This window comes from Nocardia aurantiaca, from assembly GCF_009708175.1.
GTDB classification, from domain to species: Bacteria; Actinomycetota; Actinomycetes; order Mycobacteriales; family Mycobacteriaceae; genus Nocardia; species Nocardia aurantiaca.
This window is the reverse complement of record NZ_WMBB01000011.1, coordinates 1-14,236: the sequence shown is the minus strand read 5'-3', so window position 1 is coordinate 14,236 and position 14,236 is coordinate 1. Positions and strand designations below refer to the sequence as shown.

Below are 14,236 nucleotides of genomic sequence, written 5' to 3'. Positions count from 1 at the left end.
TCACAGTGTATCTAATGGATACAGTTCTTCGGAAAGTGTAAATGCTAGGAGTACGGCAATGACGACGTCTCAGTTCCGGGAGTCCGAGGCTTCGGCCCGCCCTCAGTGGCGTGATCGCAAGCGGTATCTGTGGTTGTTCGGTCTCGTGCCCCCGACCGCTCTGTTCGTGGCGACGGTGCTGGTCTGGGCCTTCAACCAGCTCGGCTGGTCGGTCGTCGCCCCGGTGTGGTGGTGGATCGGCCCGTTGCTGGTGTACGGGCTGCTGCCGGTCCTGGACCGCTTCTTCGGCCCGGACGGCCAGAACCCCCCCGACGAAGTGATGGAGTACCTGGAGAACGACAAGTATTACCGGTACTGCGTCTACACCTACATCCCCTTCCAGCTGCTGAGCTTGACCTTCGCCTGCTACCTGTGGACCGCGAGTGACCTGTCGTGGCTGGGCATCGACGGCGGCCTGGGGGTGGTCTCCAAGATCGGCCTGGCGTTGAGCATGGGTGTGATGGGCGGCGTCGGCATCAATACCGCGCACGAACTCGGCCACAAGAAGGACGAACTGGAGCGCTGGCTGTCGAAGATCACCCTCGCTCAGACCTTCTACGGCCACTTCTACATCGAGCACAACCGCGGCCACCACGTGCGCGTGGCCACGCCGGAGGATCCTGCCAGCGCCCGCTTCGCCGAGACCTTCTGGGCCTTCCTCCCGCGCAGTGTGTGGGGCAGCCTGCGCTCGTCATGGGAGTTGGAGGCCAAGCGGCTCGAACGACTGGGCAAGAGCCCGTGGACGATTCGCAATGATGTGATCAATGCCTGGCTGATGTCGGTGGTGCTGTGGGGCGTACTGGCCGCGGTGTTCGGCCCGGCGGTGCTGCCCTGGTTGGTGATCCAGGCGGTCTACGGTTTCACTCTGCTGGAGACGGTCAACTACCTCGAGCACTACGGACTCTTGCGTCAGAAGGCCGCCAGCGGCCGCTATGAGCGCTGTACTCCCGAGCACAGCTGGAACTCCGACCACATCGTCACGAACATCTTCCTGTATCACCTGCAGCGGCACAGCGATCACCACGCGAACCCGACCCGCCGGTACCAGACGCTGCGCAGTATGGACGGCGCACCGAACCTGCCCAGCGGCTACGCCAGCATGATCTCGCTGGCTTACTTCCCGCCACTGTGGCGTCGGGTGATGGATCACCGTGTGCTCGAGCACTATTCGGGCGATATCACCAAGGTGAACATCCAGCCTCGCAAGCGCGAGCGCGTGCTGGCGAAGTACGGGGTGGCGTGATCATGTCCTCCTACCGTTGCCCGGTCTGCGATTACGTCTACGACGAGGCGAAAGGCGCGCCGCGGGAAGGCTTCCCGGCCGGCACCCTCTGGTCCGCCGTCCCCGACGATTGGTGCTGCCCCGACTGCGGGGTGCGCGAGAAGATCGACTTCGAACCCGCTTCCACCTCGACAGGACACCACTCATGAGCGACTACAAACTCTTTCGCTGCCTGCAGTGCGGCTTCGAATACGACGAGGCCCTGGGCTGGCCCGAGGACGGCATCGCCCCCGGCACCCGGTGGGACGACATCCCCGATGACTGGTCCTGCCCGGATTGCGGCGCCGCCAAGAGTGATTTCGAGATGGTCGAGGTCAGCCGCGCGTGAGCGGGCGCATTGTCATCGTGGGCGCGGGCGTCGCGGGAGCGACCGCCGCCCGCACCCTGCGCACGGAGGGCTACACCGGCGAGATCGTCCTGCTCGGCGCGGAACCCTCGCTGCCGTACCGGCGGCCGATGGTGTCGAAGGAACTGCTGGCCGGCACCGCCGAGGATCGGCGAACCCTGTTGCAGCCCGCCGACTTCTGGCACACCCACCAGATCGATCTGCGCATCGGCACCGAGGTCGAGTCCATCGCCCCCGCGTCCGGTCTGGTCCGGCTCACGGACGGCACCGCGATCGGCTATGACACGCTGCTGCTCGCCACCGGCGCGCGCCCGCGGGCGCTGCCCGGAACGGCAGACGCGGGCGCGTCGGCCATCCATACGGTGCGTGGCCGGGCGGATGCCGAGGCGCTGCGGGAGGCGATCCAGCGCGGCGGGTCGTTGCTGATCGTCGGCGCCGGGCTGATCGGCTGTGAGGTCGCCGCCACCGCGCGGGGGCTCGGCGCGGAGGTGACGGTGCTCGACGCGGGCGCCGCACCGCTGGAGCGGGTCGCACCGGCGCTCGTGGGCGACTACATCCGGAAGCTGCACGCGGACAATGGCGTTGCGATCCGAACCGATGTTCAGCTGACCCATCTGGCCCACGACGGCATGGAGGTCGTCGCCGTGGCCGCCGATGACCGCACCTGGCTCGCGGCCTCTGTGCTGGTCGCGATCGGATCTGTCCCGGACACTAGCCTCGCCGAGGCCGCGGGCCTGGCCGTGGGCGATGGGATCCGGGTGGATGAGCACTACCGGACGTCGGCGCCCGGGGTGTACGCGGCCGGTGACGCGGTGAGCCGATTCGATCCGGCATCGGGGGAGTACCGGCGTGAGGAGCACTGGAACAGCGCGCAGGCGCAGGGCGCGGCCGCCGCGCGATCGATGCTCGGCCTGCCCGCCGCGGCCGCCGAGGTTCCGTGGGGATGGTCACTGCAGTACGGTCGAAATGTGCAGTTCGCGGGCAGGATTCACGCCGATGACGAGCTTGTCGTGCGCGGCCGGGTCGCGGATGGTGACGCGACCGTGCTCGCGCTGCGTGCGGGTCGCCCGACCGGGGTGGTGACCATTGCCCGCCCTGCCGAGTTCCGGGCCGCGAAGGACCTGATCGCCCGCGGCGGGCGGGTCGATCCCGCTGCCTGCCTCGACGAGTCCCGGCCGCTGACCGAGGCGCTCGCACTGTCCGGACAGTCGTGAAGGCATACGCCCGCAGTTGAGCTAACAATCCGCAATATCTGAAATGCCGCTGGACCAACCGAATGGTTCGGCGGCATTTCGCATTTGCCGATCACTTTGCTGAAATCCGCTGGTAAAGAACGTTATTCGCGCGCCGCGCGAATCATTCGCCCGCTCTCGTACTTCTGTCAAGGCTCCGAATATTTCCGTGAAGACCGACACGCCAGTCCGAAATCTGTATTACTGTCTCGGTCGGTTCGAGCCGGTCAGCGGGGGCCGGTCGACATCGACCAACCGGTGGGGCCGCGGGATCGCCAATCTCTCGGCGGCGGGGGAGCAGTTCCTCGACTTCCGGCCCAGCGGGACCCGGGGCCCCTTCCCGCGTGACGGCAGCATGGTGCCGAACCGCAGGTCAAGGTCGCGGCCACGGTCGGTGACGCGCTCGCCGAGTTGGACGCGCTGACCGCGCAACTGGATCCGGCCAGACTGCAGAACCTGGCCGCCACGGTGGCCGCCGGATTCGAGGGCCGCGACGCCGAGCGTGCCGACCTCGCGTGCTTCAGGGCGGGATGGCGCATCCAGGAGGAGACTGTCGGAATGGCGACTATGAGGGCGTGGCGAGTGGAGCAACCGGGGCCGGTCGACGGGCGCGTTGTCGCGCTCGGGGAGTCGGCGGTCCCGCAGGCCGGGGTGGGGGAGCTGCTGGTGCGGGTGCTGGCCTGTGGGGTGTGCCGGACCGATCTGCACGTGGTGGAGGGCGATCTGGCCGTACACCGAGCGGGGGTCGTTCCCGGGCATGAGGTTGTCGGCGAGGTGGTGGGCGTCGGGGAGGGCGCGGGTGCGGAGTTCGGGGTGGGGGATCGGGTCGGGATCGCATGGCTGCGGCACACATGTGGCGAGTGCAGGTTCTGTCGGCGGGGGGACGAGAATCTGTGTCCGGAGTCGCGGTACACCGGATGGGACGCTGACGGCGGCTATGCCGAATTCACCACCGTGCCAGAGGATTACGCGCTGCCATTGCCGCCGGGATACAAGGACGAAGAGCTCGCTCCACTGCTGTGCGCGGGCATCATCGGGTATCGCGCGTTGAAGCGCGCCGACGTCCCGCCGGGTGGGCGATTGGGCATCTACGGGTTCGGCGGAAGCGCGCATCTTGCGGCGCAGGTGGCCCTGGCCCAGGGCGCGGAAGTGCATGTGATGACACGCGATGAGAAGGCGCGCGAGCTGGCGATGGAACTGGGGGCGGCGTCGGCGCAGGGGGCCGCGGATGCCCCGCCGGTGCCGCTGGATTCGGCGATTCTCTTCGCGCCCGTGGGTGATCTGGTGCCGCCCGCGATGGAGGCGTTGGATCGAGGCGGGGTGTTGTCCATCGCCGGAATTCATCTCAGCGATATTCCGCGGCTGAACTATCAGCGACATCTGTTCCAGGAGCGGGAAATTCGATCGGTGACCGCCAATACCCGGCAGGACGCCCGCGAATTCCTGGCCTTCGCGGGCCGGCATCGCCTCGAGGTGACCGTCCACCCGTACCCGCTGGATGAGGCCGAGCGGGCCCTGCGGGATCTGTCGCACGGGCGGTTCGCGGGCGCGGCGGTGCTGGTGCCTACTTCACGAGGGTGAACTGCATGACGTCGAGGTGTCCGGCCCGGAAGTAGTGGGCGCAGCCGGTGAGGTACTTCAGGTAGCGCTGGTACACCTGCTCGGAGGTCACCCGGGCCGCCTCGGCGTGGTGGGATTCCAGCGCCGCCGCCCACAGATCGAGGGTCTTGGCATAGTGCGGGCGCAGCGACTGGATACGGGCGGTGCGGAAGCCGACCGCCTCGGCCTCGCGGGGGACCGTATCGGGTTGGGGGAGTTGGCCGCCGGGGAAGATCTCGCGTTTCACGAAGATGTGGAACAGCGCGTCTTCGCGCGTGACCGGGATCTCGGCTTCACGGAGCTCGGCCAGGGTGCGGCCGATGATGGTGTGCAGCAGCATGCGGCCGTGCGCGGGCAGCATGCGGTGGCAGCGGGTGAAGAACTCGTGGTAGCGCTTCTTGCGGAAGTGCTCGAACGCCCCGATGCTGACGATCCGGTCGGCGATGCCCTCGTATTCCTCCCAACCCTGTAGGCGCACTTCGGCTTCGGAGATGCCGAGCTCCCGCAGCATGGCCTGGACATGATCGAATTGGTTGCGGCTCAAGGTGAGTCCGATCACCCGCACCCCATAGGTGAGCACCGCTCGGATCATGGTCGAACCCCAGCCGCACCCGATATCGAGCAGTGTCATACCGGGTTCCAGGCCCAGCTTTCCCAGCGCCAGATCGATCTTGGCCAGTTGCGCCTCCTCGAGACTCATACCCGCGCGCTCGAAATAGGCGCAGCTGTAAGTCATGGTGGGGTCGAGGAACAGCGCATAGAACTCGTCGGACAGGTCGTAGTGGGATTGCACCTGCTGGTAGAAGGGCGCGAGCTGAGCCATGGCGAACTCTCCTGAGGCGTGCGGACACAAGGATGGGGGACATCCGGACATACGAAGCGCCGTGGCCTGGGGTTCTAACTCGATGACACACCGGCAACACGCCGCGTTTTTCACCCTGAGTTTCCGATTCGAGCCCGATGTAACGGCGGTGGCTGCTTTCCTGGTGGGGAGTGCAGCATCGCTTCAGCAAACACGATACGGAGGGTTGGGGGCCGGCCATGCACCGCACCGGACACGAAGAGGTCCATCCTGGCAGTCCATGGTTGTGGACGATTCTCGCGGGAGCGGTGGTGGTAGCACTGGCCACGTGGTGGATCAGACCGCAGTCTCTCAGCTGTGGTACAGCCTCACCGGCCGCAACCGTCATCACCCTTCCCGCGGCTACCGCACCGAGTTCGGTTACTCCGCAGCAGATTCAAACTCAGGAGTGGCAACCGGCCCCGGAACAGGGCGAGGCCCGGTTTTACGCCTTCAGTCAGAACGCGGCGTGCTCGCTGCCCGATCTGCCGTTGGACGGGTACTACGTCGGGGTTCCGACCGGTCAGTACGACGGTTCCGCCCCGTGCGGCTCCTACGTCGATATCGACGGCCCGCTCGGCAGCGTCCGCGCCCAGATCGTCGACCGCTGCCCCGGCTGCGATCCCGGCCAATACAATTTGAGCCGTTCGGCTTTCGAGGCCATCGCCAACACCGCCGACGGCGTGGCGGCCATCCGCGTCAGCCATGTGCGCGATCCCGATCCGGCGCCGGAGCTGTTCTACCGCGTACAGCAAAGCTCCTCGCCAAGCTGGATCGGAATCCTGTTCTCGGGCACCGGAAATCCCATCGCGCAGGTCTTCCTGCGCCCCGATGCGAGCGGTGACTACCGGCCGCTGCGGCGTGGCGACGACAACTACTGGAGTATCTCCGGTCTGGGTTCAGGCCCCTTCGCCGCCGAGGTGACCGATATCTATGGTCATGCCGCGTTCGTCTCGGGCATCACGATCGAGCCGGGACAGGTGCGTCGCACCGGAATTCACCTCTACGAGATCCCCGCCGACCCGCCCGTCACCCCGCCTCCGCCCGCGGCTCAGGCGGCCATGACCACTGTCGCCGCCGCCCCGTCGGCGTGCAAGCCGTAACCCGCCGGCGCGGTCCCGGTGTGGCATCATCGAGTGGAACGTGTTCCATTTCGACCGCTGAGACGGTATGCCGGGAGGCCTTCGATGACGAATCCCAGCGTGGACCCGACCACCACCGCCGAGCGCCGCCGCGGCCGTAGGCTCTCGCCGCGCATCTCCCGGTTGACGGAGGTACCGCAGGGCTCGATGGTGGACCTGCCCGGCCGGGGTACGACCTACGTGGTGGACCTGCCGGGTCCGGCCGCGGATTCGCCGACCGTCCTGCTGCTGCACGGCATGGCCACCACGGCCATGCTCAACTGGTTCCCGAGCCTGCGCGAGCTCAATGAGCGCTACCGGGTGGTCCTGTTCGACCAGCGCTGGCATGGCCACGGAATCCGTTCTGAGCGTTTCGATCTCGACGATCTGGCCGATGACGTCGTCGCCGTCGCCGACGCGGTGGGCGTCGAGCGCCCCATTCTCGCGGGCTACTCCATGGGCGGCGTGGTGGCCCAGCTGACCGCGCACCGGCACCCGGACCGCGTGGGCGGGCTGGTCCTGGCGGCGACCACCTACCGCTTCCAGGAGAAGTGGCGTGAGCGCGCCTTCCACCGCGGCTGGTCGGCTACCGCGGCGCTGTTCTCGGAGTGGTCCTTCCGCCGTGCCGAGCTGCGCCGCGACAGGCTGCCCGCCCTGCCGGAGTCCTCATGGCCGGTGGGCCGCATGGATCGCTGGGCCATGACGGAATTGCGCGCTACCAGCGGTTGGGCGCTCGCGCAGGCGCTCGCGGTGCTGGGGCGTTTCGATGCGTCGGAATGGCTGCCGACTCTGAAGGTGCCGACGGCGGTGGTCATCACCACGCGGGATCGGGCGCTGCCCGTCTTCCGTCAGCTGGAGATGGCGAAAGCGATTCCGGGAGCGGAGATCTTCCTCGCCAAGGCCGGTCACGCGGCCTGCGCACTCGAGGCGGACGTCTTTGTCCCGGTGTTCCTCGAGGCCGTTCAATCAGTGGTGGATCGGATATAGGCGCAGCCGATTCGGCCTGCGCTCAGGCCTTTTCGCGCGCGGCCTTGAGCAGCGCGGTGATCACCTCGGGGACCGCGTCGGCGATCTTGTCCACATCCGGCACCAGTTCTTTGCAGGCGATGAATCCGAAGTCCATGTGCCCGTTGTTGGAGATCACTGTCGCGGTGAGTCCCGCACCGTGGAAGACCGGCCCGAACGGATACATCGACGCCACCCGCACGCCCAGGAAGTACATGGGGAAGTCGGGCCCGGGGACATTCGACACCACCAGGTTGTGCACCACCGGGTGACGCTCGGCCAGCTTGAACGAGGAGTACGCCCGCGCGGCCAGCTGGAAGGTGTTGGGCGGCGCGTACTTCGCCCAGTCCTGGAGGAAGTCGGCGCCGATCAGATGGTGCTCCTCCTTGGCCGCGCGATTGTCCTCGGCGATGGCCAGCACCCGCGCCACCGGATCCTCGATCTCGGTGTAGAGCCGCGCGAAGATGGTCGACACCTTGTTGGTGCCTTCCTCGTGCCGTGAGGTCTCGTGCGTGGACACGGGAACCGAGGCCATGAGCGAGGTTTCGGGAAGTTCATCGTGCAGTTCGAGGTAGCTGCGCAGCGCGCCGCCGACCACTGCCAGCACCACGTCGTTGACCTTCACGCCGAAGGCGGTCTTTATCTCCTTGATATCCGACAGCTCGGTCTGGACGAAGGAGATGGCGCGATGCGGGGTGATTGCTCGATTGAACGGCGTGCGCGGCGCGGTGAAAGGCAGTGGCATGCCGCGGGATCCGTTGCCGCGCCGACGCTGGACCAGATCGCCGAGAATGCCGACGGTCTTCGGCACCATGCCGACCATCCCGAGCCTGCCCGGGAACCTCAGCAGCGCCTCTCCGGTCAGCTGCAAGTCGTTGGGTTCCGGTTCGGCCGGGGCCGTTTCGGCGGGCGGGGTGTAGGACACGCCCGGCTGCACATCGCACAGGTGCATCATCATGTTCGTGCCGGTGATGCCGTCGACGATGGCGTGGTGGTACTTCGAGATCACCGCCACCCTGCCGTGCGGCAGGCCCTCGACCACCCACATCTCCCACAGCGGGCGCCCGCGGTCGAGGGGACGTCCGGCGATGTCGGCGGCCAGGTCCGCCAGTTCCCGGTCGCCGGCTCCGCCGGGTAGTGCCAGCCGACGTACGTGGTAGTCCAGGTCGAAGTTCGAATCCCGCACCCAGACAGGGTGATCGAGGTTGAGCGGCACCGTGTGCAAGCGCCGGGTCATGGCCGGGATGAGATGCAGCCGCCGCCCGAGTTCGGCCTTGAAGGCCTCGTGCTCGTAGCTCACCCCCTCGGCGGCGGGATCGAGTATCAGCATTGCGCAGACGTGCAGGAGTTGGGTGTCCGTTTCGAGATAGAGGAAGCTCGCATCGAGCCCGGTAAGTCGTTCCATACCAACACACTATGAGAACTAGTTCCATTTTGCGTGCGGTTCGCGGTGTGGTCCGGATTCCATCCGTGGCCGATCTGTAGCCCCGAAGTTGCACGTAGATAACAAGTTTCATAATGAAACGATTGAGTACCAATCGAGCGACTCTGGAGTGGAATTCGTTGCCGCCCGCGCGAAGCGTTCCTACCTTGGGTCACATGGCCCGGTGATCGGTCTCTAGTCAATGACAAGAGTCACGGGGTTTCTCACAACGACGTGAGAGGTGAGGACAATGGGCGACCGGAAGGTACTGCCGCCTGGAAAATGGCGTACTGCTTGGGGTCTCGCGATCATGCTGACGATCGCGACAATGTTCGTTCCGCCGTCGGGGGCGCACGCGGACGAAGGATGCGCCGTCGTGGACGTCGTAGTGGCAAGGGGTACAGGCGAACCCGGGTGGCTCGGTGAGGAGGTCGGCGATCCGCTCTACGGCATGCTGCAGGATCGGCTGCCCGTTTCGACCAGTTCATATCGTGTGAACTACCCCGCGGACTACCGTTTCGCCGTGGGCGCGGGCAGCGCGGATCTGGTGGGGCACTTGGCCGCTCAGGCGGCAGCCTGTCCGGACCAGGAGTTCGTCCTGGTCGGCTATTCGCAGGGCGCGGCGGTGGTGCACGCGGCCCTGGGCACCGGCGTGGTGTCGTGGTACCCGGGCCGGGTCCAGCTGCCGGGTGACCTCGGCACGCGCGTCGCGGCGGTGCTGCTCTTCGGCGACCCCGTGCGCGGCCTGGACTGGAATGTTCCCGGCGCGTACCTGTCCCGCACCGGAGACTGGTGCACCGGAGGCGATCCCATCTGTGGTTCGGGCATGGATGCCGATGCCCACGTCGCCTACGGGAGCGATCTGGTGGAGGCGGCGAACTTCGCCGCTGACCACATCTGAACCCGGGGAGGGGAAAGGGCCCGGCTCCCGGGCGGTCTCGGCGTACCCGCTCGCCAGACCCCGGATCGGGTCCGGGTATCCGCGGTTCGAGGGGCGTCAGGTGTCACGGCACTCGGGGCCTCATCCACCAGCGAGCCGCGGGTACCGAATACAGGTTCGGCCCGGTGCGCTGTCCCGCACCGGGCCGAACTCTGTTGCCGGACGGGCTGTTACCAGTGCAGGCCCGGAATGCGGTTGGTGAACCGGGCCGCGGGGGCGGGCAGTCCCATGAGCGGCTGCACGATCGGGGCCAGCGCCAGCAGCGGGCTGCGCGATTCGGCTTTCTCCGTACCGGTTTCGGCGGTCACCACGGCGACCGGAGCGGAGTTGCGCGCGGCCTTCGACTCGCCGAACATTCGGAAGCCCTGGTGCAGAATGGCCCGCTTCACCGACGGCATGACCGTGTCGACGAGCTGGGCGAAGGTGCCGATCGGGGTGTCGATGCGGTTGGGCCGGTGCTCGAGCGCGCGTACCACGATGTCCGCGGCCTGGTCCGGGCTGTGCACCGGGATGGACTTGTACAGATCGGTCGGCGCGATCATGGCGGTGCGTACCAGCGGCATGCGCACCGAGGTGAAGGTGATACCGGCATCGGCGTTCTCGACGGCGGCGATCTCGCTGAAGTTGTCCAACGCCGACTTGCTGGCCACGTACGCGGCGAAGCGCGGCACCTTGGTCTGCACCGCGATCGAGGAGATGTTCACGAAGTGCCCGAAGCGCCGCTCCCGCATGGACGGCAGCAGCGCCAGGATGAGCCGCACCGCGCCGAAGTAGTTGACCGCCATGGTCCGCTCGAAATCGTGCATGCGGTCGGTGGAGTTGAGTACCGATCGACGGATCGAGCGGCCCGCGTTGTTCACCACGTAGTCGACGTGCCCGTGGTCGGCCAGCACCTGCTTGACCAGCAGCTCCACCGATTTCTCATCGGTGATGTCGCAGATGTAGGGCTGTGCCGCACCGCTTTCCGCGCGCACCTGCGCGGCCGCGGCGTTCAGGTCCTCCTCGGTGCGGGCCACCATGAGCACGGTAGCGCCGCGCTTGGCCACCGCGTGTGCGGTCGCCAGGCCGATGCCCGTGGACGCGCCGGTGATCAGCACGATGCGACCCTCGAGGCGGCCGCCCTCGATGCGGCGGGCCCGATCGGGGTCGAGGTTGGCGCGCCAGTACTTCCATAGCGTCGCGGCGTAGTCCTCGAAGGCAGGTACCTCGATACCGGCGCCGCGCAGCTGCGCCCGGGTGGATTCGGAGACGAAGGTCGACTCGAAGGAGGTGTGCGGGGCCACCTCGGCGGGAATGCCGAAGCGCTCCAGCAGGAAATCCCGCACCGCGGGCACACCCGGCAGCCCGCCCAGGGCATTGAGCGCGGTATGCGAGCCGGGCACGGTGCCGATAGCAGTCGGCGCGCCGGCCGCACGGGCCAGCGCGTTGTAGACCTCGGTGAACGGCTGCGGCTCCGGGTTGGTCAGGTGGAAGGTGCGGCCGATGAGCCCGGGCTTGCCGATCAGCTCGACCATGGCGTCGACCACGTAGTCGACCGGCACGATATTGGTGGCGCCCAGGTCCGGGATCGGGATGGGCAGCTCCGAGGGGAGCGCGGCCAGTCCCGCGATGGCGGGGAAAAAGTAGTACGGCCCGTCGATCTTGTCCATCTCGCCGGTGCGCGAGTCGCCGACCACGATGGCCGGGCGGTACACCCGCCAGCGCAGGCCGGCGGCCTCGCGCACCATCTTCTCGGCCTCGAACTTGGTGCGGTGGTAGGGCGAGTGCAGGCCCTGCCCGAGATCGAAGTCGTCCTCGAAGAATTTGCCCTTGTGATCGCCTGCGACCGCGACCGAGGAGACGTGGTGCAGGACCGCGTCGAACTCCCGGGCCAGTTCGATCACCGACCGGGTGCCCTGCACATTGGCGGCATAGGTGACCTCGGCGTCGGCGGTCATGTCGTAGACCGCGCCGAGGTGGATGATGTGATCGGCCCGAGGGGGCTCGTCCTGCAGCCCCAGCCCCGGCTGGGCCAGGTCTCCGACCAGTGGGAACACGCGGTCGCCCGCCCCCCAGCCGTCGGCCAGCTCACGGAGCTTGGCCAGCGACGCCTCACGCGTCAGTACGTGGACCACGGCCTCCGGGTCGCGCTCCAGCAACTGGGCGACGACGCGCCGGCCCAAGAATCCAGTTCCGCCCGTGACGATGTAGGAAACCATCGTCCCCTCCTTAAATACGAACCTGTTGGTATCCAACGGATTTCGTCCGACATGCGTCGGTGGATGCGGACGGTGATTGATTGGCCCCCTAGCAGAATGTCGGGCCGAGGTAGGAACACCGTCGTGCCTAACTAGTCGGTAACTTTACGGATCCTCACTTGGGCGTTCAACCGGAACCGCCGCTTCGGCGCTGTGTGAATGGTCACCTCGGAGCAATTCGAGTTGATATGTGTAACAAAGGGTTTGGTGTAACTTCTGGGGGCACTCGGCGATTCACCGGCAACTGGTCGAATGACCTGAGCGGGCGCTCACTTGTTTGATCGCCACGTGTTGGCCCGGCCATTTGACGTGTGCGCGGATATCGCAGTCGAGTTCACGGCCGAATTCGTCTCTCGCGCAGAGGAATTACATTATGGCAATCCGGGTGAGCCGGCCACGATCGTCGGGTCCGCCGACCAACCCGGCGCGCAGCCGAGCGGGTGGGGGAGTTGATCCGTGACGCGGAGATCCCATCCCGGGTCTGGGAACGTCACTCGTTCACGCACCGAATGTCACCGTCCGGGGTCTGACTCACCACAGTGAACGGCGGACATTGCCGCACATTGCCCCACTCGCCCGCGATGCACGAGTCGTACTCGTGCGGATCCGAGGTGGGAACCCGGGCCCCGGTGTGGCACCCCTCCGCCTGCGGCGCCGCCGCCGCGAAGCCCGCGCCCACGGCCATGGTGGGGGCGCCCAACGCGATACCGGTGACAACAATTCCGATTGCCACTCGACGCCGATCCATCGACCCTCCTGGTCTGTTCGATCGCCGGGGATCATCCGGAACCGCACGCGTGCGCGCTCCCCGGCATGTGATGGGGATTGCGAGCAACCACCGCTCGCCACGGAACCGAGACCAGTATGACGATCGGTCTACCTAGGAGGGAATCCGACAAGCGTCACACTTCGCCTGACCGGGCACGCTTCCCCGCCTGCGCATGAACTGAGTCACATCCTGTCCGGCCCCTCGCTCGGGCGGGCGCGGGCTATCGATGAATTCGGTCGGCACCGGGGCCTGGTGATCGATTTTGTCAGGCCCGGCGCCGCCGTGCGGGTCGACCCCAGTCCGCTGACACGAGCCGTCCGTCGCCGACCATGCCGGGGCGGGAAAGGCTCCGAGCGCCCAGTGTCGCGGCCGTTCGACTGACGCGGGGGTCCTGGGGAAATGGAGCCGCGACGCGGGTTGCGCCGCTGGAGGCGGCGTTTCCCTGGGAGCTCGACCGCGTGGTTGCACAGGCTGCCAATCGTCTCGAACGCCCGCAACGCTGAAACGGCACGGGGTGTGCCGCGTCACGGGATGCCGGACGCGGCACAGGGCCGGACTGCTCAGCTGGTCAGATCGGTGATGGTGGGGGATTCGTTGTGGGTGAGGGCGATTCCGAGAGTGGTGGCGGCGCGGTCGTAGTCGTCATCGGGGTGCTGGAGTTCGACGGCATTGCCCGCGGCGAGGACTTCGACATTGAGGCAGAGGGATTGAAGTTCCTTGAGGAGGACCTTGAAGGATTCGGGGACGCCGGGTTCGGGAATGTTGTCTCCCTTGACGATCGCCTCGTACACCTTCACGCGGCCGACCACGTCGTCCGACTTGATGGTGAGGAGTTCCTGGAGGGTGTAGGCCGCGCCGTAGGCCTGCATGGCCCAGCATTCCATTTCGCCGAAACGCTGACCGCCGAACTGCGCCTTACCACCCAGCGGCTGCTGCGTGATCATCGAGTACGGACCGGTCGAACGCGCGTGGATCTTGTCGTCGACCAGGTGGTGCAGCTTCAGGATGTACATGTAGCCCACGGCGATCGGATAGGGGAACGGCTCGCCGGAGCGGCCGTCGAACAGCGTTGCCTTGCCGTCTTCGCCGACCATGACCTCACCGTCGCGATTGGGGAGGGTGGACCCGAGGAGCCCGGCCAGTTCCTCCTCGCGGGCGCCGTCGAACACCGGGGTGGCGAGGTTCGTATCCGGCTGTGCGGACAGGAGTTCGGCGGGCAGGCGTTGCGCCCAGTCGGGGCGGCCGCCGTCGGTGAGCCGAATGTCCCAGCCCGTCTTGGCGATCCACCCGAGGTGGGTTTCCAGCACCTGGCCGATGTTCATACGACGCGGCACACCGTGGGTGTTGAGGATGATGTCGACCGGAGTGCCGTCGGGCAGGAACGGCATGTCCTCCTGCGGGA

13 protein-coding genes are annotated in these 14,236 nt (G+C 66.9%); 8 read left to right on the top strand and 5 right to left on the bottom strand.

The window, feature by feature from the left end; all coding sequences use genetic code 11:
• Positions 1-58 precede the first annotated feature (58 nt).
• From GLP40_RS22975 to GLP40_RS22955, 5 genes are all read left to right on the top strand, one after another.
• Positions 59-1,282, top strand: a complete 1,224-nt coding sequence (locus tag GLP40_RS22975) for an alkane 1-monooxygenase (protein ID WP_154790076.1) — start codon at positions 59-61, stop codon at positions 1,280-1,282.
• A 2-nt stretch (positions 1,283-1,284) separates the two neighbouring features.
• Positions 1,285-1,470, top strand: a complete 186-nt coding sequence (locus GLP40_RS22970; RefSeq protein ID WP_154790075.1) for a rubredoxin — start codon at positions 1,285-1,287, stop codon at positions 1,468-1,470.
• On the top strand, positions 1,467-1,649 hold the full coding sequence (locus GLP40_RS22965; RefSeq protein ID WP_154790074.1) for a rubredoxin: 183 nt from the start codon (positions 1,467-1,469) through the stop codon (positions 1,647-1,649). Before GLP40_RS22970 ends, GLP40_RS22965 begins: the two co-directional genes overlap by 4 nt.
• On the top strand, positions 1,646-2,881 hold the full coding sequence (locus GLP40_RS22960; RefSeq protein ID WP_328290547.1) for an NAD(P)/FAD-dependent oxidoreductase: 1,236 nt from the start codon (positions 1,646-1,648) through the stop codon (positions 2,879-2,881). The genes GLP40_RS22965 and GLP40_RS22960 overlap by 4 nt, the downstream gene beginning before the upstream one ends.
• Before the next feature lie 585 nt (positions 2,882-3,466).
• Positions 3,467-4,480 carry a zinc-binding alcohol dehydrogenase family protein gene (locus GLP40_RS22955; RefSeq protein ID WP_154790281.1) on the top strand — a complete coding sequence of 338 codons (1,014 nt, stop codon included), beginning with the start codon at positions 3,467-3,469 and terminating at the stop codon, positions 4,478-4,480.
• On the opposite strand, the gene GLP40_RS22950 is transcribed toward GLP40_RS22955, so the two are convergent.
• The gene (locus GLP40_RS22950; protein ID WP_154790073.1) at positions 4,464-5,321 is read right to left on the bottom strand and encodes a cyclopropane mycolic acid synthase family methyltransferase; all 858 of its coding nucleotides are present in this window, start codon (positions 5,319-5,321) and stop codon (positions 4,464-4,466) included. The genes GLP40_RS22955 and GLP40_RS22950 overlap by 17 nt on opposite strands.
• Before the next feature lie 218 nt (positions 5,322-5,539).
• On the opposite strand from GLP40_RS22950, the gene GLP40_RS22945 reads away from it, so the two are divergent.
• Both GLP40_RS22945 and GLP40_RS22940 read left to right on the top strand, forming a co-directional pair.
• Complete coding sequence (locus GLP40_RS22945) at positions 5,540-6,442, top strand: expansin EXLX1 family cellulose-binding protein (RefSeq protein ID WP_154790072.1); 903 nt, start codon at positions 5,540-5,542, stop codon at positions 6,440-6,442.
• Between the two features lie 84 nt (positions 6,443-6,526).
• Entirely contained in the window at positions 6,527-7,447 is a 921-nt protein-coding gene (locus GLP40_RS22940) for an alpha/beta fold hydrolase (protein ID WP_154790071.1), read from the top strand.
• 22 nt (positions 7,448-7,469) lie between these two features.
• Here the strand turns inward: GLP40_RS22940 and GLP40_RS22935 are convergent, their stop codons facing one another.
• Positions 7,470-8,870, bottom strand: a complete 1,401-nt coding sequence (locus GLP40_RS22935; RefSeq protein ID WP_154790070.1) for a WS/DGAT/MGAT family O-acyltransferase — start codon at positions 8,868-8,870, stop codon at positions 7,470-7,472.
• 394 nt (positions 8,871-9,264) lie between these two features.
• Between GLP40_RS22935 and GLP40_RS22930 the strand changes: the two genes are divergently transcribed.
• The gene (locus tag GLP40_RS22930) at positions 9,265-9,789 is read left to right on the top strand and encodes a cutinase family protein (protein WP_328290546.1); all 525 of its coding nucleotides are present in this window, start codon (positions 9,265-9,267) and stop codon (positions 9,787-9,789) included.
• A 209-nt stretch (positions 9,790-9,998) separates the two neighbouring features.
• On the opposite strand, the gene GLP40_RS22925 is transcribed toward GLP40_RS22930, so the two are convergent.
• From GLP40_RS22925 to GLP40_RS22915, 3 genes are all read right to left on the bottom strand, one after another.
• Positions 9,999-12,026, bottom strand: coding sequence for an SDR family oxidoreductase (locus GLP40_RS22925; RefSeq protein ID WP_154790068.1), 2,028 nt, complete (start codon positions 12,024-12,026; stop codon positions 9,999-10,001).
• A gap of 529 nt (positions 12,027-12,555) precedes the next feature.
• Positions 12,556-12,798: a hypothetical protein gene (locus GLP40_RS22920; RefSeq protein ID WP_154790067.1), complete on the bottom strand. Its 243-nt coding sequence runs from the start codon at positions 12,796-12,798 to the stop codon at positions 12,556-12,558.
• Between the two features lie 596 nt (positions 12,799-13,394).
• The coding region (locus tag GLP40_RS22915) for a DNA-directed RNA polymerase subunit beta (protein ID WP_456094004.1) at positions 13,395-14,236 on the bottom strand (842 nt) is incomplete at its 5' end.

Coding starts and splice junctions, on each gene's coding strand:
- GLP40_RS22975 (WP_154790076.1), top strand. CDS start 59: ATGACGACGTCTCAGTTCCGGGAGTCCGAGGCTTCGGCCCGCCCTCAG.
- GLP40_RS22970 (WP_154790075.1), top strand. CDS start 1,285: ATGTCCTCCTACCGTTGCCCGGTCTGCGATTACGTCTACGACGAGGCG.
- GLP40_RS22965 (WP_154790074.1), top strand. CDS start 1,467: ATGAGCGACTACAAACTCTTTCGCTGCCTGCAGTGCGGCTTCGAATAC.
- GLP40_RS22955 (WP_154790281.1), top strand. CDS start 3,467: ATGAGGGCGTGGCGAGTGGAGCAACCGGGGCCGGTCGACGGGCGCGTT.
- GLP40_RS22950 (WP_154790073.1), bottom strand. CDS start 5,321: ATGGCTCAGCTCGCGCCCTTCTACCAGCAGGTGCAATCCCACTACGAC.
- GLP40_RS22945 (WP_154790072.1), top strand. CDS start 5,540: ATGCACCGCACCGGACACGAAGAGGTCCATCCTGGCAGTCCATGGTTG.
- GLP40_RS22940 (WP_154790071.1), top strand. CDS start 6,527: ATGACGAATCCCAGCGTGGACCCGACCACCACCGCCGAGCGCCGCCGC.
- GLP40_RS22935 (WP_154790070.1), bottom strand. CDS start 8,870: ATGGAACGACTTACCGGGCTCGATGCGAGCTTCCTCTATCTCGAAACG.
- GLP40_RS22925 (WP_154790068.1), bottom strand. CDS start 12,026: ATGGTTTCCTACATCGTCACGGGCGGAACTGGATTCTTGGGCCGGCGC.